25 protein-coding genes (1 of these 25 only partly in view) are annotated in these 22853 nt (G+C 44.4%); 21 read left to right on the top strand and 4 right to left on the bottom strand.

What is annotated here, in order from left to right:
- The 6 genes from rsgA to IGI69_RS16470 all read left to right on the top strand — a co-directional run.
- Positions 1-212, top strand: the final stretch of a protein-coding gene (gene rsgA, locus IGI69_RS16495) for a ribosome small subunit-dependent GTPase A (RefSeq protein ID WP_213357248.1). 673 nt of this gene lie to the left of the window's left edge; the window shows 212 of its 885 coding nt (coding positions 674-885); the start codon falls outside the window, past its left edge; its stop codon occupies positions 210-212.
- Positions 213-221: 9 nt separating this feature from the next.
- On the top strand, positions 222-875 hold the full coding sequence (gene rpe, locus IGI69_RS16490) for a ribulose-phosphate 3-epimerase (RefSeq protein ID WP_015510634.1): 654 nt from the start codon (positions 222-224) through the stop codon (positions 873-875).
- A complete protein-coding gene (locus tag IGI69_RS16485; protein WP_005230235.1) occupies positions 876-1508 on the top strand; it encodes a thiamine diphosphokinase in 633 nt (210 codons plus the stop codon).
- Positions 1509-1650: 142 nt separating this feature from the next.
- Positions 1651-2508: a rod shape-determining protein MreC gene (gene mreC, locus IGI69_RS16480; RefSeq protein WP_413127664.1), complete on the top strand. Its 858-nt coding sequence runs from the start codon at positions 1651-1653 to the stop codon at positions 2506-2508.
- 2 nt (positions 2509-2510) lie between these two features.
- Positions 2511-3020: a rod shape-determining protein MreD gene (gene mreD / locus IGI69_RS16475; protein WP_005230239.1), complete on the top strand. Its 510-nt coding sequence runs from the start codon at positions 2511-2513 to the stop codon at positions 3018-3020.
- Between the two features lie 185 nt (positions 3021-3205).
- Positions 3206-4570, top strand: coding sequence for a C40 family peptidase (locus tag IGI69_RS16470; protein WP_413127661.1), 1365 nt, complete (start codon positions 3206-3208; stop codon positions 4568-4570).
- Between the two features lie 144 nt (positions 4571-4714).
- Here the strand turns inward: IGI69_RS16470 and IGI69_RS16465 are convergent, their stop codons facing one another.
- Positions 4715-6016, bottom strand: coding sequence for an ISL3 family transposase (locus IGI69_RS16465; protein WP_438740869.1), 1302 nt, complete (start codon positions 6014-6016; stop codon positions 4715-4717).
- Positions 6017-6217: 201 nt separating this feature from the next.
- On the opposite strand from IGI69_RS16465, the gene IGI69_RS16460 reads away from it, so the two are divergent.
- The 7 genes from IGI69_RS16460 to IGI69_RS16430 all read left to right on the top strand — a co-directional run bounded on the left by IGI69_RS16460 (position 6218) and on the right by IGI69_RS16430 (position 14541).
- Complete coding sequence (locus IGI69_RS16460; RefSeq protein WP_438741468.1) at positions 6218-7900, top strand: PTS sugar transporter; 1683 nt, start codon at positions 6218-6220, stop codon at positions 7898-7900.
- Positions 7881-9911 (top strand): BglG family transcription antiterminator, encoded by a 2031-nt coding sequence (locus IGI69_RS16455; protein WP_005230244.1) that lies wholly within the window; start codon positions 7881-7883, stop codon positions 9909-9911. Before IGI69_RS16460 ends, IGI69_RS16455 begins: the two co-directional genes overlap by 20 nt.
- A gap of 12 nt (positions 9912-9923) precedes the next feature.
- Positions 9924-10358, top strand: coding sequence for a PTS sugar transporter subunit IIA (locus tag IGI69_RS16450; RefSeq protein ID WP_086338843.1), 435 nt, complete (start codon positions 9924-9926; stop codon positions 10356-10358).
- A gap of 311 nt (positions 10359-10669) precedes the next feature.
- Entirely contained in the window at positions 10670-12442 is a 1773-nt protein-coding gene (locus IGI69_RS16445) for a PTS mannitol transporter subunit IICBA (protein ID WP_010748850.1), read from the top strand.
- A gap of 15 nt (positions 12443-12457) precedes the next feature.
- On the top strand, positions 12458-12895 hold the full coding sequence (locus tag IGI69_RS16440; RefSeq protein WP_005230254.1) for a PTS sugar transporter subunit IIA: 438 nt from the start codon (positions 12458-12460) through the stop codon (positions 12893-12895).
- A 22-nt stretch (positions 12896-12917) separates the two neighbouring features.
- Positions 12918-14066 carry a mannitol-1-phosphate 5-dehydrogenase gene (locus tag IGI69_RS16435; RefSeq protein WP_086291447.1) on the top strand — a complete coding sequence of 383 codons (1149 nt, stop codon included), beginning with the start codon at positions 12918-12920 and terminating at the stop codon, positions 14064-14066.
- Positions 14067-14241: 175 nt separating this feature from the next.
- Complete coding sequence (locus tag IGI69_RS16430) at positions 14242-14541, top strand: hypothetical protein (RefSeq protein WP_195961621.1); 300 nt, start codon at positions 14242-14244, stop codon at positions 14539-14541.
- Between the two features lie 135 nt (positions 14542-14676).
- Here IGI69_RS16430 and IGI69_RS16425 read toward each other — a convergent pair whose 3' ends face one another.
- Complete coding sequence (locus tag IGI69_RS16425; RefSeq protein ID WP_142425192.1) at positions 14677-15189, bottom strand: type 1 glutamine amidotransferase domain-containing protein; 513 nt, start codon at positions 15187-15189, stop codon at positions 14677-14679.
- Between the two features lie 124 nt (positions 15190-15313).
- Between IGI69_RS16425 and IGI69_RS16420 the strand changes: the two genes are divergently transcribed.
- The 3 genes from IGI69_RS16420 to IGI69_RS16410 all read left to right on the top strand — a co-directional run bounded on the left by IGI69_RS16420 (position 15314) and on the right by IGI69_RS16410 (position 17243).
- Positions 15314-15865 (top strand): hypothetical protein, encoded by a 552-nt coding sequence (locus IGI69_RS16420; RefSeq protein WP_438741464.1) that lies wholly within the window; start codon positions 15314-15316, stop codon positions 15863-15865.
- A 182-nt stretch (positions 15866-16047) separates the two neighbouring features.
- Complete coding sequence (locus IGI69_RS16415; protein WP_010748855.1) at positions 16048-16479, top strand: hypothetical protein; 432 nt, start codon at positions 16048-16050, stop codon at positions 16477-16479.
- An 8-nt stretch (positions 16480-16487) separates the two neighbouring features.
- Positions 16488-17243, top strand: a complete 756-nt coding sequence (locus tag IGI69_RS16410) for a DUF6681 family protein (RefSeq protein WP_438741462.1) — start codon at positions 16488-16490, stop codon at positions 17241-17243.
- A gap of 55 nt (positions 17244-17298) precedes the next feature.
- On the opposite strand, the gene IGI69_RS16405 is transcribed toward IGI69_RS16410, so the two are convergent.
- Positions 17299-17706 carry an Hsp20/alpha crystallin family protein gene (locus IGI69_RS16405; RefSeq protein WP_005230267.1) on the bottom strand — a complete coding sequence of 136 codons (408 nt, stop codon included), beginning with the start codon at positions 17704-17706 and terminating at the stop codon, positions 17299-17301.
- Between the two features lie 174 nt (positions 17707-17880).
- On the opposite strand from IGI69_RS16405, the gene ispE reads away from it, so the two are divergent.
- Complete coding sequence (gene ispE, locus IGI69_RS16400) at positions 17881-18732, top strand: 4-(cytidine 5'-diphospho)-2-C-methyl-D-erythritol kinase (protein WP_034858541.1); 852 nt, start codon at positions 17881-17883, stop codon at positions 18730-18732.
- A gap of 171 nt (positions 18733-18903) precedes the next feature.
- On the opposite strand, the gene IGI69_RS16395 is transcribed toward ispE, so the two are convergent.
- Positions 18904-19083, bottom strand: coding sequence for a hypothetical protein (locus IGI69_RS16395; RefSeq protein ID WP_438741459.1), 180 nt, complete (start codon positions 19081-19083; stop codon positions 18904-18906).
- Between the two features lie 306 nt (positions 19084-19389).
- On the opposite strand from IGI69_RS16395, the gene IGI69_RS16390 reads away from it, so the two are divergent.
- The 4 genes from IGI69_RS16390 (at position 19390) to purR (ending at position 22821) form a co-directional block, all read left to right on the top strand.
- Positions 19390-20349, top strand: coding sequence for a metal ABC transporter substrate-binding protein (locus IGI69_RS16390; protein ID WP_438741457.1), 960 nt, complete (start codon positions 19390-19392; stop codon positions 20347-20349).
- A 12-nt stretch (positions 20350-20361) separates the two neighbouring features.
- Positions 20362-21042, top strand: coding sequence for a metal ABC transporter ATP-binding protein (locus IGI69_RS16385; RefSeq protein WP_005232967.1), 681 nt, complete (start codon positions 20362-20364; stop codon positions 21040-21042).
- Positions 21015-21845, top strand: a complete 831-nt coding sequence (locus tag IGI69_RS16380; RefSeq protein ID WP_005230272.1) for a metal ABC transporter permease — start codon at positions 21015-21017, stop codon at positions 21843-21845. The genes IGI69_RS16385 and IGI69_RS16380 overlap by 28 nt, the downstream gene beginning before the upstream one ends.
- A 151-nt stretch (positions 21846-21996) precedes the next feature.
- Complete coding sequence (gene purR / locus IGI69_RS16375) at positions 21997-22821, top strand: pur operon repressor (RefSeq protein WP_005230273.1); 825 nt, start codon at positions 21997-21999, stop codon at positions 22819-22821.
- Positions 22822-22853 lie beyond the last annotated feature (32 nt).

Below are 22853 nucleotides of genomic sequence, written 5' to 3'. Positions count from 1 at the left end.
AAGCGGTGGAGTTACCCAAACTATTTCCTGACTTTTTAGCGGTATCTGCCAACTGTCGTTTTAGGGAATGTAGGCACCTTAATGAACCTGATTGTGCAGTTAAGCAGGGGGTTGCAGCAAATGAGATTGCCGAGACTCGTTATAAGAATTACGTGCAATTTTTAGAAGAGATTGAAAACCGACGTCCGGTTTATAAAAAGAAGAAAAAGTGAGGGAAAAGCATGATAAAACTAGCACCATCTATTTTAAGTGCCGATTTTGCAAATCTTCAAAGAGACATTGAGCTGGTAGAGCGCCATGGCGCAGATTATATTCACGTAGACGTGATGGACGGTCATTTCGTCCCTAATATTACCTTAGGCCCAAACATCGTTAAAGCGATTCGCCCAGTTACCAAACTGCCGTTGGATGTTCACCTAATGATCACCGAGCCAGAAAAGTATATTCATGCCTTCGCAGAAGCTGGCGCAGATATCATTGGGATCCACGCGGAAGCCACGCCTCATATCCATCGTGCGATCCAAATGATTGTGGCAGAAAATGTCAAAGCAGAAATCGTCATCAACCCAGGCACACCAGTATCAGCCATTGAACATGTTTTATCTATGTGTGATCAAGTGTTAGTCATGACGGTCAATCCAGGGTTTGGTGGGCAATCCTTTATTGAAGAATCACTAGAAAAAATTGCGGTACTGGCTGCTTTAAAAGAAGAAAAAGGCTACCATTATGATATCGAGGTAGATGGCGGGATCGTTCCTGAGACAGCCAAACGTTGCCTGGAAGCAGGTGCAAATGTCTTCGTAGCAGGAAGCTATATTTACGATGCCGATGAACCTGCAGCACAAATCAGAGCCTTGAAAGAAGCTTTGCAATAAATGAAGATTTTGTTAGCAGCAGGGGGGCGCCCTGAAAATTGGCCGCCGCTGATGACGTATGACAAATACATTGGGATTGATCGCGGGGCATTGTTTTTGCTTCAGCACCAACGGCCAGTCGATCTAGCGATTGGTGATTTCGACTCTTTGACCGCAGGCGAACTGCAAGCAGTCAAACAACAAGTCAACACAGTGATCCAAGCGCCTGCTGAAAAAGATGATACAGATACCCAATTGGCATTGGTGGAGACGTTGCGTCGCTATCCAGAAGCGCAAATCGACTTGATTGGTGCAACAGGAGGACGTCTCGACCATCTTTTAGCCAATCTATGGCTGCCTTTAGAAGATCGGTTTCGTCCATTTGCCCCAAATCTGCGTTTTTTAGATCGTCAAAATGTCGTTCAGTTCTTTTTACCAGGCACCTATCAATTGGAAAAAGAACCCGAGATGCAGTATTTGGCGTACTGCTGTTTGACGCCGGTAACAGATTTGACGTTGACAGGTAGCAAGTATTTATTAGAAAACGTCCAAGTGCCGTACCCAACTTCTTATGCCAGCAATGAATTTCTGACACAAACAGCAGGTTTTTCCTTTAGCAGCGGGATGATAGCAGTCATTCAAAGTTGTGATTAAGAGACGAAACGTCTCTTTTTTTTGTTGAAAATTTCAGAAACTTAATTACAAAAAAAACATTAAGACGGTCAACTTAGCTTTTGTTTGCAGGGTATTAATGGTAAAATTGGAACTACAGTTTGGAATTATTTGAGGTGTCTTTGTGAAAAAGTTTAATCCTAATAAAAATATTATCATCACATTGATTATTGTGATTTTAGTTGTCACCGTATTAAGCGTGACGATCGCCCGCAGAGCTGCGGGAAACTCCACCAATGTTGTGCAATCAACGGTCAATGACTCCGTTGGCTTTATCGATAAAGTGATTACGGCGCCTTTTCGTTGGATCGAAAATGGGGCGAATTCAGTCAAAAACTTGTTTGTGACGTATGAAGAAAATGAACGTTTAAAAGAGAAATTGGACAGTTTTGATGAATTGGAACAAGCGAAGGACAATGCGCAAAGAGAAATCGATGCCTTGAAAGAAGAGCTAGAGCTGAATGCGACCTTGACGAATTATGAACGGATCTCCGCCAATGTCATCAATCGGTCACCTGATACTTGGCAAGATATGCTGATCGTGGATCGAGGCTCAAGAGACGGCGTTGAGGTCAACATGGCGGTCATGTCGCAAAAAGGCTTGATTGGTCGTGTGGTAGAAGTCAATGCAGCTTCTTCTAAAATTGAACTTTTGACTTCTGAAAACCAGAATTCTAACCACTATCCGGTTCGGATCAGCGGCGAAGATGGGTCAAACTTTGGGATTCTAAGTAGTTACGATCAAAAAGAACGTTCCTTGGTCATTACCCAGTTGACAGGGGACAATGAGCTGAAGGAAGGCGATGTCGTGCAGACCTCTGGATTAGGAGGAAACTCACCTGCCGACTTAGCGATCGGAACAGTGATCCGTACCACCAAAGATGAGTTTGGTCTTGATACCCAAGTATTTGTAAAACCGTATGCCCAAATGTATGATATTCAAACAGTAACGATTATCAAACGCTTGGCAGGTGAGGAATAGCCATGAAAAAGCATGACTACATCAAATACCTGGCAGCGGGCGTCTTCTTTTTGATGATGTTGGCAGATGGACAACTGACGCGTTTTTTAGAAAAATGGACCCAAGACAATTATATCGCCAGTGCGCATCTTTTATTGATCGCCCTTTTATGTGGCGCGAAGTATTTGCCGAAAAACTTTTTGATCACAACGGCGCTTGTGATCGGCTGCCTCTATGACGTGTATTATGTCGGTGTGATCGGCATCTACACGGTGGCGTTTCCCTTGATCGTGTGGATCATGTATATTTTGAAAAATACGCTTTATCAAAATGTATTTACCATGTTTTTCGGAATGATCATCTTTGTTACAAGCTTAGAAGTTGTGACGTTGGGCGTCCAGTTGCTATTTAAGATCGCCTCAGTTAGCACGTCATTCTTTGTTTCCCGCTTTTTAGCACCAACGCTTTTATTGAACATCATTTTGTTTATCCTTTTAGTCGTTCCATTCATGAAGCTATTCAAAGACGAATAGCTTCATTTTTTTTGCGTTTGACTGTATAAAAATAACAGCGATTGAAATGTTTTTGTAATATTCCTTTTATCTCTCTGACATACGGCTGTGTTACAATCACACTATCGTGAAGGACTTTAGGTATTCTTAAGCATTTATACATAAAAAAACCATATTAGGGGAAGCAACAGCCGGAGGAATGAAGAGTGAAAAAGCGAATTTTATCTTTATTGTTAGTAAGTTCAATTGTTCTTACTTCTGCAGCAGCACCGACACTTGTCTTTGCATCAGATTTTGACAATAAAATTGAAGAAAAAAATAAAGAGATCTCTGACTTGCAAAACCAGCAAGCGAGCATCCAGTCACAAGTAGCAGCACTTGAAAGCGACGTGGCTGCAATCAATGAAAAAGCCCAAACTTTGTTGCAACAACAAGGTGATTTGCGTGCGGATTCTGAAAAGTTGAAGCAAGAAATTGCTGATTTGAAAGTCAGAATCGAAAAGCGTGAAGAAGCGATCCAAAAACAAGCCCGTGACGTTCAAGTCAATGGTCAAAGCACGAACTTTATTGATGCAGTATTAGAAGCTGACTCTTTAACAGATGCTATTGGCCGTGTGCAAGCAATGACGACGATCGTCAATGCTAACAAAGATCTTGTGGATCAACAAAAGGCAGACCAAGAAGCAGTTGAAGCGAAAAAAGCGGAAAACGACGATAAATTGGCAGAAATCGCAGCGAACCAATTTGAGCTAGAAACACAATTAGGGGATCTACAAGCCAAACAAGCCGATTTAAATGTTTTACAAGCGGAATTGGCTGTTCAACAAGCATCTAAAGAAGATGAAAAAGCTGATTTAGAAAAACAAAAAGAAGAATACGAAGCAGAACAAGCACGCATCGCTGCAGAAGAAGCGGCGGCAGCAGCCGCTCGTGAACAAGCAGCACAAGAAGCAGCGGCTCAAGAAGCGGCAGCAGCTGAAGCAGCTACTCAGGAAGCAGCAGCGTCTAGTGAATCTTCAACATCAAATTCAACAACACCAAGCGCTACAACAAATTCTAGTTCTACGACTGATACTACGCAAGGCAGTTCATCACAAGGTGGCGGTTCAACAAATACGACACCATCGACTCCTGCCAACAATAACAATAGCAATAACAACCAAGGATCGAACAATAGCGGCAATGGTGCAAGCAATACTCCTGCACCCGCACAAACGGTCAACGGTTCAGCAATCGTAGCAGAAGCAATGAAATACATTGGTACTCCTTATGTATGGGGTGGTACGACACCAGACGGCTTTGACTGTTCTGGCTTTACACAATATGTATTTGCTAAAGTTGGGATCTCATTACCACGGGTAACTTACGCACAAGAATTTTCTGGTACGGTGATCTCAATCAATGAAGCAAAAGCTGGTGACTTGTTATTCTGGGGTAGCCGCGGAAGCACACACCACGTGGCGATCGCTATGGGTAACGGACAATACGTTCATGCACCAACACCAGGTCAAAATGTTTCTGTTAGCAGTTACTCTTATTACTCACCAGATTTCGCGGTACGCGTAAACTAAATCAATTGAAGCTATTTCAAAAGCTGGCGTTTTACGTCAGCTTTTTTTGATTTCTGTTTTAAAAAACGTATGCTTTTTTTGTTTGGCTCTTCGACATTTAGTGTTGGTAGAGAAAGATACAACTGAAAATTTAGTCATAACCAGTTAGGCAGAGTGCTTAACTGGTTTTTGTTTTACTTGGAAGATCAATCCTTGAATGAGATAAATTCTTGCTCGAAAGTTATGGAAATTTCGATAGCCGTAGGCTACTCGTTTTATCACTTTTATCTTGTTGTTTGTTCCTTCTAATGCACCATTACTATACCTGGTTTTTAAAGCATATTGAATCCCTAATTTGTATTTATTTAAAAACGTCAGCTTCTTACAAAACCATTGTGGGAGGCGTTGATCTAAGCTGTTGATCGTATCGAAAAAGCTTTGGCTGTCCTTGTGTTTAAGGTGATAGAGGAGGAGCTGACAGGTCTCGTAAGCCCTTGTTAATTGCTCGTCATAACTCAAAAGTTCATCGACGATCGCTTTTTGCGTCATTGGTCTACGAAAGGATCGATCATATTGATAATTGGAACTATCCAGATCATAGGCATGCTTAAGGAGTAATTTCCAGAATCGCTTCAATCGTCGATACTTTGTCGGTTCCGTTTTTTGAAAGCTATTCATTGTTTTAATTCGCAACTGATTTAACGCACGAGTGATTTGTTGGACAATGTGAAAGCGATCGGTCACGATTTTGGCGTTTGGGAAGACCGCCTTTACAAGTTCAAAATAAGGGGCATTCATATCCATCACGACGTATTTCACGTTCGCTCGTGCTTTTCGAGTGAATTTAAGGAAATATGGTTTTAAGAAAGCCAGGCGACGATTCTCCAATACACCGATTAATTGCTGGGTCTGCCCATTCATAAAGACAAAACTCATTTTTCCACTGCAGGACTTCATCGATTTGAACTCGTCAAAACAAAGGACCGAAGGTAATGTATCAAAACGAGGATGATACGTTTTTAAACAGGTGTGTAGGACACGCAGAACGGTTACGTCAGAGACAAAATAGCGATCGGCAATTTCTTTTCTTGTTGTATTCTTCGCCAGTTCCAAGGCAATTTGAACCTTTAATTCCTTTGAAAGATAGCAGTTTTCATCCACCAAATTGGTCTGAGCGTTGAATGTCGACTGACATTCTTTACAGTAAAAGCGCGTACGTACCAAGCGTAATTCTGTTTTGATGTCTCGATAAGGCAAAAGTTGGACTTTTGTTTTATGTGAGCCATTCTTGATGATTTGTCCTTCATTTTTGATACCACATTTACGGCAATGGCTTGGTATATAGCTAAGTTTGGCATGGATAAGATTGGTGCGAAACCCCTCTTCTTCTATAGTCTCTAACCATTCTTCTTCGAAGAATAAATTTTCATCTGTTAAACCTAACAAGTTTCTAGTACAATGATCCATGGAGATATCCTTTCTTGGTGTGGTTTTGTTTTAGTCGACTAAATTCTACCAGTTAGGCTATCTCTTTTTCTATCTTTTTTTACAAAAAAAGTGTCAGTAGAAAATCCGTAGATTTTCCACCAACACTAAATATTGTAGAACCTTTTGTTTTCAGTCTTGCCAGAACATCTTATAATAGAGAAGAGAAAGGAAGCGGATAAAATGAACAAGACCTCGTCTTCCAGAGAAAAAATGATAACGGTTAAGTTTTATACGAATTATCTTTCTCGCATGATGATGCCGAATTTAAGTATTTTTATTGCGTGGATGCTGATTTCATTCCTGCTGCCTTTTTTCTCAGTCGATCAACAAGTGATCCAGCAAATGGAACAAGGGGTCTTGACTGTGCTGCTGCCCCTCATGATCGCCTATACAGGTGGGCAGATGTTGGCGCCTGAACGAGGTGGGGTCGTAGGAGCAGTGGCGGTCTTAGGGGCTATTCTCGCAACCGATATTCCCCAGGTCTTTGGGGCGATGCTGCTGGGACCGCTAGCGGGCTGGCTATTGTACCGCAGTGATTCGATCGTGAGCAAAGTCAAAAGTGGCTATGAGATGCTGGTGCGCAATTTTATTGCAGGTGCGTTTGGCGGACTCCTCTTTTTAGGCAGTTACTTCCTATTGGCGCCGCTTTTTAATTGGTTCAGTCTCGGCAGCTATCAGCTCGTTGATTATTTTGTTCAGCAAAACGTCTTGCCCTTTATTCATATCATTGTAGAACCATTGAAGGTTTTGTTCTTTAATAATATTGTCAACCATGGTCTATTTACACCGCTAGGGATCGAAGCAGCGGCACTCAATGGTCAGTCGGTTTTATTTTTGATCGAGGCCAACCCCGGTCCAGGATTAGGGGTCTTAGCGGCGTATCTTTTTTTTGGTTCAAAGCGAAACCGAACGAATGCCGCAGCATCCGTTTTTGTGCAGGCTATTGGTGGGATTCATGAAGTGTATTTCCCGTTTGTTCTGCTCGATCCTTGGGTGTTGCTCGGTCCGATCGTTGGTGGTTTCAGTGGCACGCTGATCTTCCAATTTTTAGGGGTAGGCTTAAGAGCACCGGCGTCTCCGGGCTCGATCTTAGCGATTTTACTCAATACACCGCCGTCTATGATCCTAGGTGTCTTAGCTGGGATTGTCGTCAGTACGGTCGTATCGTTTGCAATCGCTAGTGTGCTGTTAAAACGGAAGACCAATACAGAAAATGAGGAGCGTAAGATGCCGAAAATGAAGAAAGTCACGGAGATCGTCGTGGCCTGTGACGCAGGGATGGGGTCCAGTGCGATTGGTGCCAGCATACTAAAAAAACAATTACAAGAAGCCCAGCTAACGTTTCCTGTCCGCTATCAATCGATTTATCGTGTGATCGATGATCCCGCGCTTTTGGTGATCACCCAACGGGAATTAGCAGCTATTGCCCAAAAGCAGACACCACACGCACAGCATTATGTGTTAGATAATTTTTTGGCGGCAGATGAGTATGCCCCGCTGATTAAAGAATTACAAAGAAGAGAACAGGATCCGCAAAAATCGCTGCAAACCGAGGCAGCAAGTTCGCTAGGATTTTCAACGATCATCTTTTTGTATACTGGAAAAAAACGCGGTTCACAAACGATGGCAGTGGAGATATTAAGAAAAATGGCCCGCCAACAAGCGCTGTCTTTGACCATCAAAAAAATGGCGTATGAAGGACAAGCTCTTGACCCTACGGCAGTCTATATCCTCCCGAAAGAACTTGCAGAAAAGTGCCCGATCCCAGATGTTCCTTTGCTGGTGGTGGATGATTTATTGACGACAGATGCGTATCGTCAGTTACTGACAGAAGGAGTCGACTATGTTTTTGACCAATCGTGAAACACTTTTATTAACGGAATTGATGAATAGTACCGGTCCAGTTTCTTTAGATCGCATGATGCAAGTCTTAAAAGTCAGTAAACGAACGGTGTACCGTGAACTGGCTAATCTAGAAAAATCGCTGGAAACAGTAGGAGCTACCTTAGAGAAGGTCGGTCGTGGTCATTTCCAAATTTTTGCATCAGAAACGAGCATTCGCCAATTGCAAGAAGCCATTATGGCAGATACCGATCAAGAATTCGCGGCTAGTGAGCGACAACATCGTATTTTGCTGCAATTGACTACCGCCACGAAGCCTGTATCTAGTCATTTCTTCTTGGATCGCTACCAAATCAGCAATACGACGTTTTTTTCAGATATCAAACAGCTAGAAGAAAGTCTCGCACGGCTGCCGTTAAGGATCGTGCGCAATCAAGGGTATGAGATCGAAGGCTCCGAAAAATATCGGCGGTTGATCACAGCCAATACACTAGTGATGGAGATCAATGAGTACCAATTTTTCCATTTACTGGAAACCGATGATGAAGCCCCGTTTATTTTTCAATTTCTGTCCCGTGACCATCTATTGCTAGCCCAGCGGCTGATTCGAGAAACCATCGAGCCGCAGTTCAAGGAACTTAGTGACCGCAAATTGGCGTTTATCGTCTTGATGCTGGCGCTAGCCATGGATCGGGTAGCTTTGGGCTACACGGTGGAAGAAGAGACGTACCCGAGTCAGATCAACAAAGACTTGCTGAAGGTGGCGAAAAAGATTTTTGCTCAGATCGCCGAAAAGACGAAACTGCTTTATTCCATCAACGAAATCGTCTTTTTTGCCGTGTTACTAGGTGATTTTGCTAATTCCTTTGATCGTGATTTTTTTGATGACAATTTTGATACTGACTTGGCTTATCGTGTGAAACGCTTGATCGAATTGGTCAGTGAGCAAACGGAAGTGGCGTTTTATGAAGATACGAACTTGTATAAAATGCTGCTGACCCATATCTCAGGAGTGATGACGCGGGCGATTTTAGAAGAAGATCATTTGAACAACCCTATCCTAGAAAAAATCATGAACCAGTATGTCGAGATCGCCAGCGGGATTCGCAATCATCTGCCGCAGGTCTTTCCGCAGCAGCAGTTCTCGGAAGAAGAAATCGCCTATATGGTCCTGCATTTTGCCAATTCGTTGGAAAAAAATCCGAAAGTGTTAGAAGTCAATATTGCAGGGATCTCTCCTAGCGGATTAGCCTCCATCAGTTTATTAGAGATGCAGCTGCGGAAACATTTTCCCTTTATCAATCAAATCACCTTCTTTCGAGTGGGAGATGTCAAACGGGAAAATATCGAGGAGACCTATGACTTGGTGATCTCGACTTCCTTGCTGCCAGGGTATCAAGGAGAGTACAAACTCGTTTCACCGATCCTGCTAGAAGAAGATATTCAAGAGTTGAAGAAGGCCTTCCAAGCCATTAGTCAGAAAAAACGTTCCGCAAAAAAAGCACCCTCTGCTTTGGTCAAAGAGGAATCCTATGAAGCGGTCTTGGCTTTTATCGAAGCCATTAACCAGCTATTGGCGCTGTTTCAAGTGCAAGCCATTGATAACCCAGCGGACTTGGAAGAAACGTTGCAGCTGGTGCTGACGTCTTTTGATGAGCATGTTGTTTTGGATCGTGAGAAAGTCGTTGATCGTCTCTTACGGCGCTACTTCCAAGCGCCAGTGGGCATTCCTGACACTCACTTTGCCTTGTTTCACGCGGCGAGCTCGGCGATCCTGCAACCAGTTTTTCGTATTTTCGACTTGAAACAACCTTTGCCTCTTTTAGCGATGGATAAAAAAGAAATCGCTGTTACCCGTTTATTAGTCATGCTGGCGCCGTATCCTATCAATGAAACAAGCTCTCAGATGTTAGGAAAAATCAGTGGTTCGATCATTATGAATGATCTAAATACGGAGATTTTTAATTCGGGCAATGATTCGATTATTTATCAGTTGCTCTCTTCGCTCTTGATTGAAGAAGTAAAACAATAGGAGGGATCAGCGATGTATATTCCACAGGAGCGGATTTTGTTGGATCAACACTTTACCGATGCCACAGAGGCCCTAAAAAAAATTGGCGAGTACTTAGTCAACCAGGAGATCGTTTCCTTCCCCTATGTCAAAAGCCTTTTGCGGCGCCATCAAAAAGCAGGTGTTTACATCGGCAACTTTGTGGCATTGCCCCATGCGGAAGAAGAAGCCCAGCAATGGATCAAGGAAGAAGGACTCTTTTTGATCCAAGTGCCTGATGGCGTTGACTTCGGCACGAAGGAGCAGCCCAAAATCGCTACGATCCTTTTCGTAGTCGTCCTAAAAGAGCAGCAATTAGCTGTTTTGCAAGAAATCGCCTTTTTTTGTTCTGATATGCAAAATGTTCGGGCGCTTAGTGATGCCGAATCGGTTGAAGAGATCCAACAGATTTTGCTGGCAGAAGAATAAGCAATCAGCAGCAGACTGGCTTGCAACAAGAGCAGCGAACGAAATACGTGAATGAGCTGCCTCCGTGTACTTGCTCTTTCTACCTTGTGTAGAAGGAGTGAGTACACGTTTTTTTGTGTTTAGGCAAAATCCAAAAAAATGCTCCACGTGAAACATAACAAAAATAAGCGAGTGCAGGGGCTGCTCGCCTTTTTTTGTTCTATCCGTTTGGCTACAAGTTTTGGCACAGTTTTTTGTGCCAAAGTACGACTTTCGAGCTTTTTGGGAAGCGCCTACAATAAGGGTGTAAGCAGACGAGAGGAGAGAAAAAAATGGAACAGACACAAAAAGCAGCCAAATCATCAGTCAAAGCAAAAGTTCAAAAATTAGGCAGTACGTTGTCGAGTATGGTGATGCCAAATATCGGCGCATTGATTGCATGGGGTGTATTAACGGCATTATTTATTCCAGATGGGTATTTACCAAATGAAGCCTTTGCAACGATGGTCGGTCCAATGCTGACGTATTTGATCCCAATCTTGATCGGGTATACCGGCGGGAAAGTGATTGCTGGTGACCGCGGAGCCGTGGTTGGGGCGATCGCAACGATGGGGGTCATCGTCGGAACGGATATCCCAATGCTATTGGGTGCAATGATCATGGGTCCTTTAGGCGGTTGGGTCATCAAGAAATTTGACGAGATTTTCCAAGACAAAGTTCGCGCTGGCTTTGAAATGTTGGTCAACAACTTTTCATCAGGTTTGATCGGTTTTGCTTTAGCATTACTGGGCTTTGTAGCAATCGGGCCAGTTGTTAACACCTTGACAGAAGCAATGGCAGCAGGGGTAGAAGTGATCGTCAATGCCCACTTGATTCCATTAGCCAATATTTTTATTGAACCAGCTAAAATCCTATTCTTAAACAATGCCATCAACCATGGAATTTTGACACCACTAGGTACTGAGCAAGTCAGCGAATTTGGGAAATCGATTCTTTACTTGTTAGAAGCCAATCCTGGACCTGGTTTAGGAGTCTTGCTAGCCTTCACTTTCTTCGGAAAAGGAGCAGCGAAATCTTCGGCACCTGGAGCGATCATCATTCACTTTATCGGTGGGATCCATGAGATCTACTTCCCATACGTCATGATGAAACCATTGATGTTCTTAGCAGTGATTGCCGGCGGTGTATCAGGAAGCTTTACCTTCCAATTGCTAGGTGCAGGCTTACGGGCACCTGCTTCACCAGGTTCGATCATTGCGATCTTAGCAATGACGCCATTCAACTCGGTGATGAGTGTCGTTTCTGTCTTAGCGGGAATTGCCGTAGGAGCAGGCGTATCCTTTATCGTCGCTGCCGCGATCTTGAAAGCGGATGCGAAGGATACGGTGGATAATTTTGAAGAAAAAGTACAACAAACGCAAGCAGCAAAACTTAGCTCAAAAGGCTTGGCGGCTCAACCAATGACTGGCATCAATCGTATCATCTTCGCATGTGATGCAGGCATGGGCTCCAGTGCTATGGGGGCATCGATCTTACGGAAAAAAGTCAAAGAAGCGGGTCTTCCACAAAATGTTTCTAATTCCGCCATCAACAATTTAACGGACGATGCCAATACGCTGATCGTCACTCAAGAAGAATTGCAAGAACGTGCCAAACAAAAAGCGCCAAATGCGACTTTTGTCGCGGTTGAAAATTTCCTGAACTCTCCACGGTACGATGAAATCGTAGCCACATTGTCAGGGACTAAGACAACGGGGGAGTCAGCAAAAAAGTCTGAAGCAGGCAATCAGGTAGATGTTCCTTCCGCCAATGACCTTAAGCAAGTCAGTGAAATCATTTTGGCCCACGATGATCGCAAAGGTTCGGCAACGATGGCTCAGAAAGTTTTCCAAGATCTTTTAGCCAAAGAAGCTCTGACGATGCCAATCAGAAAAAGCCATATCAATGATCTCCATGCCAACGCCTCTTCACTGGTGATCACAAAAGAAGCCCTAACGCCGCAAGCGCAAACGTCAGCGCCAGAAGCGATCCACCTATCTGTCAATAATCTGATGGGAACGACGAACTATCAACGGATCGTGGCATCGATCAAAGCAGCGAATTAAGAAAGGATGAGCCGAATGCAAGTATTAGAAAAAGACATGATTGAATTGAACAAACAATTTGCGACCAAAGAAGAAGCCATTCGTTACTGCGGCGAAAAATTGCTGGCGGCAGGCTGTGTGGAAAAAGAATACGTCGAAGCCATGCTTGAGCGTGACGAGATGCTCTCAGTCTATATGGGGAACTTTATTGCGATTCCTCACGGCACGGATGAAGCCAAAAAATACGTCAAAAAATCTGGTATCTGTATCGTGCAAGTACCTGATGGCGTGAATTTCGGTACCGCGGACGAAGAAAAAATCGTCACCGTCCTTTTCGGCATCGCGGGCAAAGGGGAAGATCACCTGCAATTGGTCCAACAAATCGCCCTCTTTTGCAGCGATATCGATAACGTTGTCGAATTGGCGGATGCCTTAGATAAAGAAGAAATCGCCCAAAGTTTGACCGTAGCATAAGGATTTAAGGAGGAGACAAGACATGAAGGCAGTTCACTTTGGTGCAGGTAATATTGGTCGCGGCTTTATCGGCGAGATATTGGCTGCCAACAACTTTGAAATCACATTTATTGATGTCAATGAAACGATCATTGACGCCTTAAAAGCAAGACAAGGGTATACCATCGAATTAGCCGATGAGACCCAAGAACAGATCCACATCGAGCATGTGACGGGATTAAACAATGCCAAAGAACCAGAAGCGGTGATCCAAGCGATCGCTGAGGCAGACATCCTTACGACTGCCATTGGTCCCAACATTTTGCCGCATATCGCTGAGCTGATCGCCAAAGGCTTAGAAGCACGTCAACAATACCCAGACAAGCCAGCCATTGATGTGATCGCCTGTGAGAACATGATCGGTGGATCGACCTTTTTAAAAAGCGAAGTGCAAAAATACGTTGCGGATTGGTCCGCGTTAGAAGCGACGGTTGGTTTTCCAGATGCAGCGGTGGACCGCATCGTACCGCTGCAGCACCATGAAGATCCCTTATTCGTTCAAGTAGAACCTTTTTGCGAATGGGTGATCCAAGAGTCAGGAATGAAATCCTCGATCCATCTGCAAGGGGTCCATTATGTGGCGGACCTGGAACCGTATATTGAACGGAAATTATTCAGTGTCAATACGGGTCATGCTACGGTAGCGTACACAGGCGCCCTCCAAGGCTATCAGACGATCGATGAAGCGATGCAGGACCATTTAGTGGTGATCCAATTAAAATCCGTTCTCGAAGAAACTGGGCGGCTTTTAATTGAGAAGTGGGCCTTTGATCCCGAAGAACATGAACGGTATATCGAAAAAATAATCCAACGCTTTAAAAACAAACACATTTCCGATGCTATCACACGGGTGGCACGGACACCTGTCCGCAAATTAGGAACTGAAGAACGCTTTATCCGACCAGTCCTTGAGTTAGAAAAACGCAACATGCAGCCAGATCATCTCTATGAAACGATTGGCATGATCTTCAACTACAAAGACCCTGAAGATGAGCAAAGTCAACAATTGCAAGCACTTTTGGATGAAAAATCACTACCGGAAGTCATTGCAGAAATCACTGGCTTACAAGATGAAGACATGATTGAAACGATCCGACAAAACATTGAAAAATATGCGTATGTTGCCGCATAAAAACGAGTAACACACAGAACAAGCAGATAAATTGCCGCATCCGTAAAAGCTAGCCCAACAAGCGAGCTTTTGCGGATGTGGCAATTTCTTTCAACGCTTGTTCTGTGTTTTTTTGCTCACTGATTGACCTTTGTTGCTAACTTGACGATAATAAGAAAAGAAATGAGGGAGAGCGATGGAACGATGGTTTGAAGAAGCCCAGCTTCAAGTAATTGAGTTGCCGATCGAATGGCTGGAAAACCGCCCCGTCTATCGGGCCTTTATCCGTGAATTGCCGACGATCCAAGCAGAAGGAACTTCGCGGCAAGCTGTTTATCGGCAGTTGGCAGAAGCCTACGCGGCTTACCTTGCCCAACTTCGAGAGGCCAATGAGGCACAGGAAGAAATGACGTCTTCCTTATTATCGACGGAAGAGTTATTGCGCTATTACGATGGCGAGACTTTCGATGGTTTTGAGTTGCCCTCTGACGAGTAACGGGAAACGAGCTATTCACTGAAAACTGAAAAGCTACGCAAGAAAAAACCGCTCAGCTGCAGCTCGATCGATACGAAGGATCGAACGCTGCAATTGGCGGCTTTTTTTCTCTAAGAAACCAAGTCTTATTCGTGGTTAGTTCAATGCCTCGGTAATGGCTTGATTGAAGGCATCTAAGTCATCTGGGTTTCGGCTGGTGATCAACCGATAGGTTTCGTCGATCACGACAGGCTCATCTTTGACGGTGGCCCCTGCGTAGGCTAAATCTGGTCGCACAGAATCATAAGCCGTCAAGGTCAAATCTTTTGTCAGTCCTGTTTGGATAAACAGTTGTGGGCCGTGGCAAATGGCAAAGACGGGACGATCAGATGTCAAAAAGTCTTTCGTCAATGACACATAGCGCTCATCGGTCCGTAATTGGTCAGGGGAGAAACCGCCTGGGATCAACAAAGCATCAAAACTTGCAGGATCGATCGTATCAATGGCCGCATCGACGGGAAATGTTCCACCTTGTTTGCCTTCGACGGTCTCGGCGCCTTCATTACTAATAACGACTACTTCATGTCCAGCCGCTTCCAGTGCTTCTTTTGGTGACGTCAACTCAACATCTTCAACTAGATCAGTGACAATAACAGCAACTTTACTCATTCGATCTCCTCCTTATTACTTGATGAACAATTTGTTCACCTGCTATTATTTATGCTAACGAAGATTTTCGCTGTTGACAAATCATCTGTTTGTCTGCAGCTTGAAAAAGAAAGAAGGCAACGCCATGGCAACGATCCAACTATTTATCTCTGATACCCCCCTTTGCTTTGAAAAAGCGGAATTCATTTTTATGGAAGAAAGATTTGTCATCGAGAAACAGCAATTATTTGAAAAAGTTGATGCGGTGATGCATCAGGAGGTATCCTCGGCCTTTGTTTCATTGGTAGAAAAAGCCCTTTTGACGCTAGAAGCGATCGGGGAAGAAGAGGATTATTTCGACCTGCTTTATTTGACCTATGAGAATACCTGCCATTCCCTCAGCGGACAGCAATTACTCGCGCAGCCGTTTCCAGCTGTAGAAGCAGCCTTGCAGCCGGTCTTTGATGAGTTGGCAGAACCGATCGTAGAAAAGTTTTATGAGGAGCTGACCAATCAGCTAGAAGAAGTCGCTGATGATGAACTGTTTAGTTCTTATTATCTGGATGAGGAGGAAGCGGTGATCCAAATCGATGCCCCGATCCAACATGAAGAAGTGATCGCCTTGCCCGCCCTTTTACGGGATTACCATGGCACGTTGCGATTGACCTTTGAAAAGTTTTATGAATACCTTGTGTAGCGGCGGCAACTGCCGTCGTTGTTTTTTTGTGAAAACAGTTACATGTTTAGTTTTTTTTAAATCCTGCGACAGAAGCCTCTGGAATCTTGACCCTTTTGTCAGAAACGATTATAAAGGTAAGAAGAGGCTGAAGGAACCGAGGCTGCCAATGGGCAACATCGGGTAAGAAAAGGATGAGAATCATGCGAAAAGTCCCGCCTATTTTAAAACCAATTGCACTTTTAACGATATCAACGATCATTGCCACTGCCACCGGCGTGGTGAATTCAGGCAGCTACCGCCAACCAAGTCGTGCGACGGAAACGACAGAAACGACCGAACAAGCACCAAGTGAAAGCACACCCTCTTCGATGACAGAAGACAGTCAAAATCAGACACCTGCTAGCACGGACTCACAACCGACGAACGATGACCAGCAGACAACACCGTCATCCAGCAGTGAACCAGCATCGTCGGGAACGACACCGTCTTCTTCGACACCGGCCAGCACAACACCTTCAAGTGGAGCGACAGTTCCGTCAACGCCGGCAAACAATCAGGAAATACCTTCTTCAAGTGAAGAGACCACGCCAGATCCACAAGGGATCATGGATGAGAATCAAGGAAATGAGTAGGTGAGAAAATGACGCTTATTTTAGATTTAATCAACGGCATCCATAAATTTTTGGGCTATCTCGATATCAGTCCTAAATATTTGAACCGTGCCTATACCATCCTCAGTATCATTCCAACGGCGTATATTTTGCGGATCGTCTACGGGATGTTTGCGAACCAAAACTATTTTCAAGCGATCTTTTATACGGTCGGCTTTTTGGTCTTAGTCTACTTCTGGGTACTGAATATCTTCTATTATTTCTTAAACAAAAATATGAAGTTCGATGTCACACAGGCCTTTGTCAAAGTTTTACCAGACGAAGTCTTCAATATTGAAGGAGAAACCATCAGCACCACCGACATTGATCGTTTGACGACTGAAAAAGCGGTGATCCATTTTGAAGAAGACTATCAGCTGGTATTGGCGAATCATTTGCAGACCTTGATCGCTCAAGAAGAATTGGCGATCAAACCGTCATCCAACGGCTTTACGATCCCGAAAAACACCTTGTATCCTTACTATTTTGTCAAACAGCAAGGGGAAAATGAGTACGCATTGCAGATCGGCACTAGCTACACGGAGATGACGAAAGTCGGCACGATCCAATGGACAGGCAAACAGCCCTTAGAACCAGTGGGCTTATTTATCACTGGCGGTGATTTTGTCAAAAATGATGTGAAATACCATGAACCATACAGTTTGAAATTGTACGTCAAAAAAGAGATTTCTGAAGAAGAACCACAGACCTCAAGACAGGCGTATCGACGACAAGCACGCAAATAAGAAAAGGCAGTCCCTCAGAGCGTTCTCTGAAGGGACTGCCTTTTTGGTATCTCGGTTATTCGATCGGAATGTTTTTTGCGGGTGCGTCTTTGTAGCTGGCTTTTGGTAACGTCAGGGTCAAAACGCCGTCTTCAAACACTGCTTTAATGGACTCGTCATCAATGTCTGTGATGGTGAAGGTCCGTTGATAGGCACTGCTAGAGCGTTCTTTGCGCAAATAATGTCCGAAATCCTCCTCGGTTTCCGTGGTCTCTGTCTGAGCCGCTGAAATCGTCAGCGTGTTGTTGACGTAACTGACGCGGATGTTTTCTTTCTTGATGCCGGGTAAATCTGCTTGAACGAGATACTTGTCTTCGTACTCTTTAATGTCCGTGTTCATTTGCCGTTCTTGCCAAAAACTGTTCATTAATTTGCCTAATAGTTCTTCGCCGCCTGCGAAATCTCTTGGAATCAAATTTGCCATGTGGTTCCCCCGCTTTCTTTTATCTATTGAGTTGGTACTTCTATTTTACGAGGAACCAAGCCAAAGGGCAACCAAAATGGCAACAATCATAAAAACAAGAGAAATCACTCAACTATCTTATAAGAATCTGCTATGATAGAACTAAATAACTATCAGATGATTGGATGAATGAAGATGGAGATTATTGAAAAAGCGCCAGCTAAGATCAACCTCGGTCTCGATGTGTTAGAGAAAAGAACAGACGGCTACCATGAGTTGGAAATGGTGATGTCTAGTGTTGATCTAGCCGACCGTCTGATAATGGAAGAGATAGCAGAAGATAAGATCATTATAGAAACCAACAAAGCCTTTTTGCCGATCGACAAACGCAATAATGTCTATCAAGCCGCCAGTATCTTAAAAAAACGCTACGGCATAAAAAAAGGCATCCGTATCCGCATCACCAAGAATATCCCGGTGGCAGCTGGGTTAGGTGGGGGCAGTACGGATTGTGCGGCAGCGCTGCGGGGGATGGTTCGCCTCTGGCATTTAGACCTTTCCATGGCAGAGCTGATCGATATTGGTATGGAAGTCGGCACCGATGTTCCCTATTGTCTTTATGGGACCACTTCCCATATTGCAGGAAAAGGGGAGCTGGTGACGCCGCTGCGGCCGATGCCGCAATGTTGGGTCATCTTGGTTAAACCTCGTTTGAGTGTTTCAACGGGGAAAATCTTTCAAGAAGTTGAGCTAGACCAACTGCACCATCCAGATATCGCGGCATTGTCGGCCGCCGTCTTAGCCGAAGATTATCCAGCAATGATCGCTGCCATGGGCAATAGCCTAGAAGCCATCACGATCCCGAAGTATCCGATCGTCCAACAGATCAAAGATCGCATGATGAAATATGGTGCCGATGTTGCCTTGATGACCGGCAGCGGACCGACTGTCTTTGCTCTTTGTCAAAAATATTCGCGGGCACAGCGGGTCTATAATGCCTTAAAAGGATTCTGCGATGAGGTTTATCTTGTACGTACATTGAAATGAATGAGTCAAGGACACAGGCTGAATTCGCCTGTGTTTTTTTGTATGCCTTCTATTTCAATAGTAAAGAAAAAGGCAGCTGAAGTGGGGAAGGAAGCATCTAGAAGCTGCCCTACACAAAAGACCCCGACGAAAATAAGGCGTCGGGGTCTGATTCTTTACGTAAAGCAAAGGCTATTCTTTTTGGTGCTGCTGCTTTGCGGATTTTTTCTTTTTGTCTTCTTCGTACAATGGTTTGTCGATCGCTTTGCGGATTTCTTCGGTTTGCTGCGATGCAGGATCTTCCGGTAAATCGATTCGATTCAGCAGTTCACTGTTGGTTACAGTTGGCGGCACAGTCACAAATTCATTCATCTTCGTTTCCTCCAAGTGCTTTTAGGTTATTATCCTACATACTCTCTAATTTTTCAAGCTGGTACAGCAGGGGCGCATGGCGAATGGTGTAAAATATGGCTAAGTTCCTGAGAGAAGAAGCCGCTTCAAATGAACGTTTTCTCCTATGTTTTCCGATTTATCTCGAAATAAAAGTTTTAAATCGTAAAACGTACGATTTGTCTTGACGAACCGGAAATCATTTGATAGAGTAACTTTTGCTAACAAAACGGAGTTGTTCCGTTTTAAAATAAAAAGAAGAGCCAGCAAATGGAAGGGGAAATCCCGATGAAAAAAATCTTACTTACTACAGCACTCCTTTTAGGGGGCGTGCTTCTTGGCGCTTGTGGGCAGCAAGAAGCGACAAGCCAATCGAGTGACACAGAGAAGCTGTCGATCGTCACGACGTTTTATCCAATGTACGAATTTACGAAAGAAGTCGTAGGCGACGCAGCAGAGGTCTCCTTGTTGATCCCTGCAGGAACCGAACCCCATGACTATGAGCCAAGTGCCAAAGATATGACCAAAATCATGGATGCAGATGCCTTTGTCTACAATAGTCCTGAGCTAGAAACTTGGGTCGCTAGTTTGACGGATTCCGTCGATCCTGAGCAAACAGCCGTGATCGAAGCGGCCAAAAACATTCAGTTGGTGGAAGGCACAGAGGAGGAAGATCATGACGCGCATGATCACGAAAGCGAAGACAGCCATGAAGGCCATGATCATACGTATGACCCTCATGTTTGGACCGACCCAGTCTTAGCGATCCAAGAAGTAGAAACGATCCGCGATGACTTGATTGCGAAGTTTCCTGAGCAAAAGGCAACTTTCACGGAAAATGCAGCTGCCTATATCGAAAAGCTTTCTGCTTTAGATGAAGCCTACCAAGCGGCGTTAAAGGATGCGCCCCAACGAACCTTCGTTACGCAGCACGCAGCTTTTGGCTATTTGGCACGGCAGTATGATTTAGTCGAAGAATCGATTTCGGGCATTTCTCCCGATCAAGAACCAACGCCAAGTCGGTTGGCTGAGCTGAAAGAATATGTAGAAGAAAAACAAGTCAAAGTTATCTATTTTGAAGAAAACGCGTCATCGAAGGTGGCTGAGACCTTAGCGTCTGAAACAGGAGTGGAGCTGGCGGTCTTGAATCCATTAGAAAGCTTGACGCAAGAGCAGATGGATAACGGCGAAACATACCTGTCTGTGATGGAAGACAATTTGGCAGCATTACAAAAAAGTATTCACTAAGGAGGCGCCTGCGTGCGTTATATCGATGTAAAAGATTTAACCTTTTATTATGATGATGAGCCCGTCCTGGAAGACATTTCCTACTTTGTCGAAGACGGCGAATTCGTGATTTTGACTGGCGAAAATGGGGCGGCAAAATCTACTTTGATCAAAGCAACTCTTGGTTTGTTGAAACCTTCTAAAGGAGCAGTCACCTTGGCGACCAAAAATGCTGCTGGTGAAAAATTAAGCATCGGCTACATTCCTCAGCAGATTGCCTCCTTTAACGTCGGGTTCCCCAGCACCGTTTTGGAATTGGTCCAATCGGGCCGCTACCCAAGAGATCGCTGGTTCAAGCGCTTGACGAAACGAGACCATGAACATGTCCGCCGTGCATTAGATGCCGTCGGGATGTGGGACGTGCGTCATAAACGGATCGGCGAGTTGTCCGGTGGCCAAAAGCAGCGGATCAGCTTGGCACGGGTCTTTGCCACGGACCCTGATTTATTTATTTTAGATGAACCGACTACGGGGATGGATGAACAATCCCGCAATCTGTTTTATGAACTGCTACGGCACAATGCTCATGACCACGGCAAGTCGATTTTGATGATCACCCATGATCACGAAGATATCAAAGAATACGCGGACCGTCAGATCCGTTTAGTGCGGAAGGAGGATTCACCATGGCGTTGCTTTCATATGAATTCATGAGAAGAGCTTTTCTTGCGGCGATTTTTATTGCTGGTATCGCACCGATGCTGGGGGTCTTTCTAGTGATTCGGCGACAGTCATTGATGGCTGATACGCTGTCCCATGTCTCTTTAGCAGGGGTGGCACTGGGCTTCTTTCTAAATCTAAATCCGAGTTTGACGACGCTATTGATCGTAGTCATTGCCGCAATCATTTTGGAATACTTGCGAACACTGTACCGCAGTTATTCAGAGATCTCGATCGCCATTTTGATGTCCGGCGGCTTAGCGTTAGCCCTCGTCCTGATGAACCTTAGCGGTGGAAACTCCGCAACGAGTATCCAATCGTATTTGTTTGGGTCGATCGTTACGATCACACAAGAACAAGTTTGGATCTTAGGCTTTTTGTTTTTAGTCGTTTTTGCTTTATTTTTCTTATTCAAACGGCCCATGTACATTTTGACCTTTGATGAAGATACCGCCCATGTCGATGGCTTGCCTGTGCGAGTGATGTCGATGCTCTTTAATGTCTTGACGGGGGTGGCAATCGCCATGATGATCCCGATTGCGGGTGCATTGTTGATCTCTGCGATCATGGTTTTACCAGCTGCCATCAGTATGCGTTTAGGCAAGAGCTTCAATGCCGTGATTTTGATCAGTGTCGTGATCGGCATGATTGGGATGATGTCTGGTTTGACCAGTTCCTTTTATTTGGACACACCACCGGGAGCGACGATCACGCTGGTTTTTATCGCTCTTTTCTTAGTGATCAATTTGATCAAACGCATCGTGATCCTCGTCCAACGAAAACAACGCCTAAAATAAAGGGCTTTATGAAAAAGAAACGAAGAATTTTCGTTTCTTTTTTTTAAACTCTAATCAAAACCGAACAATATAAGCAATATTTTAGATAATGCTCGCATTTATCCCGAAAAAGCCTTATAATAAGGCGAATAAACTAAAGGAGTTGTCCGGTGTGAAAATACGTCGAAGTGAACGACTGATCGATATGACACATTACTTGTTGAATCATCCCCATGAATTGATTTCATTGTCCTTCTTTTCTAAACGATATGCCTCTGCAAAATCATCGATTAGCGAAGATTTATCTATTATCAAAAAGACCTTTAAAGAACGAGGAACAGGCATTCTTGATACCGTGCCAGGCGCTGCTGGCGGTGTTTTTTTTGTGCCTGAAATTTCTGAAGAAGAAGCGTATGCGTACGTCGAAGGGCTGGCAGAACGCTTGTCTGAGCAAGACCGTTTGTTGCCTGGCGGCTATGTTTATCTATCTGACTTATTAGGCGAACCGGAATTGCTGCGCCAAGTCGGCCGCATCATCGCTTCAAAATATTTAGGCGAACAAATCGATGCGGTGATGACCGTTGCTACTAAAGGAGTGCCGATCGCTCAAGCAGTCTCTTACTACTTGAATGTTCCCTTCGTGATCGTGCGTCGTGATTCCAAGATCACTGAAGGCTCGACCGTGAGTGTCAATTATGTCTCTGGTTCTTCAGAGCGCATCGAAAAAATGGAATTATCCAAGCGCAGCTTAAAGCGCGGCTCTAGAGTATTGGTGGTCGATGACTTTATGAAAGGCGGCGGCACGGTCAATGGGATGAAGAGCTTGATTGAAGAATTTGAAGCCGAATTAGTCGGTATTACGGTTTTTGCCGAAACGAAATTCAAAGGCAAGCGGGCCATCAGCGATTACAGTTCTCTGCTGTATGTTGAAGATGTCGATACCCAGACCAAAACGATCTCGGTAGTACCGGGAAATTACTTTGAGAAAAAAGCCTGATTTTTTGTGGCTCTTAGACTGGCGCAAGCAGC

The sequence above is a fragment of the Enterococcus sp. DIV1083b genome, assembly GCF_051713705.1.
Lineage (GTDB): Bacteria > Bacillota > Bacilli > Lactobacillales > Enterococcaceae > Enterococcus_D > Enterococcus_D casseliflavus.
The sequence above is the reverse complement of the archived record's forward strand: the minus strand, read 5'-3'. Positions and strand labels throughout refer to the sequence as shown.

Excerpts from the sequence above, each read along its gene's own strand:
- rpe (WP_015510634.1), top strand. The coding sequence starts at position 222 with ATGATAAAACTAGCACCATCTATTTTAAGTGCCGATTTTGCAAATCTT.
- IGI69_RS16485 (WP_005230235.1), top strand. The coding sequence starts at position 876 with ATGAAGATTTTGTTAGCAGCAGGGGGGCGCCCTGAAAATTGGCCGCCG.
- mreD (WP_005230239.1), top strand. The coding sequence starts at position 2,511 with ATGAAAAAGCATGACTACATCAAATACCTGGCAGCGGGCGTCTTCTTT.
- IGI69_RS16465 (WP_438740869.1), bottom strand. The coding sequence starts at position 6,016 with ATGGATCATTGTACTAGAAACTTGTTAGGTTTAACAGATGAAAATTTA.
- IGI69_RS16460 (WP_438741468.1), top strand. The coding sequence starts at position 6,218 with ATGAACAAGACCTCGTCTTCCAGAGAAAAAATGATAACGGTTAAGTTT.
- IGI69_RS16455 (WP_005230244.1), top strand. The coding sequence starts at position 7,881 with ATGTTTTTGACCAATCGTGAAACACTTTTATTAACGGAATTGATGAAT.
- IGI69_RS16450 (WP_086338843.1), top strand. The coding sequence starts at position 9,924 with ATGTATATTCCACAGGAGCGGATTTTGTTGGATCAACACTTTACCGAT.
- IGI69_RS16445 (WP_010748850.1), top strand. The coding sequence starts at position 10,670 with ATGGAACAGACACAAAAAGCAGCCAAATCATCAGTCAAAGCAAAAGTT.
- IGI69_RS16440 (WP_005230254.1), top strand. The coding sequence starts at position 12,458 with ATGCAAGTATTAGAAAAAGACATGATTGAATTGAACAAACAATTTGCG.
- IGI69_RS16435 (WP_086291447.1), top strand. The coding sequence starts at position 12,918 with ATGAAGGCAGTTCACTTTGGTGCAGGTAATATTGGTCGCGGCTTTATC.
- IGI69_RS16430 (WP_195961621.1), top strand. The coding sequence starts at position 14,242 with ATGGAACGATGGTTTGAAGAAGCCCAGCTTCAAGTAATTGAGTTGCCG.
- IGI69_RS16425 (WP_142425192.1), bottom strand. The coding sequence starts at position 15,189 with ATGAGTAAAGTTGCTGTTATTGTCACTGATCTAGTTGAAGATGTTGAG.
- IGI69_RS16420 (WP_438741464.1), top strand. The coding sequence starts at position 15,314 with ATGGCAACGATCCAACTATTTATCTCTGATACCCCCCTTTGCTTTGAA.
- IGI69_RS16415 (WP_010748855.1), top strand. The coding sequence starts at position 16,048 with ATGCGAAAAGTCCCGCCTATTTTAAAACCAATTGCACTTTTAACGATA.
- IGI69_RS16410 (WP_438741462.1), top strand. The coding sequence starts at position 16,488 with ATGACGCTTATTTTAGATTTAATCAACGGCATCCATAAATTTTTGGGC.
- IGI69_RS16405 (WP_005230267.1), bottom strand. The coding sequence starts at position 17,706 with ATGGCAAATTTGATTCCAAGAGATTTCGCAGGCGGCGAAGAACTATTA.
- ispE (WP_034858541.1), top strand. The coding sequence starts at position 17,881 with ATGGAGATTATTGAAAAAGCGCCAGCTAAGATCAACCTCGGTCTCGAT.
- IGI69_RS16395 (WP_438741459.1), bottom strand. The coding sequence starts at position 19,083 with ATGAATGAATTTGTGACTGTGCCGCCAACTGTAACCAACAGTGAACTG.
- IGI69_RS16390 (WP_438741457.1), top strand. The coding sequence starts at position 19,390 with ATGAAAAAAATCTTACTTACTACAGCACTCCTTTTAGGGGGCGTGCTT.
- IGI69_RS16380 (WP_005230272.1), top strand. The coding sequence starts at position 21,015 with ATGGCGTTGCTTTCATATGAATTCATGAGAAGAGCTTTTCTTGCGGCG.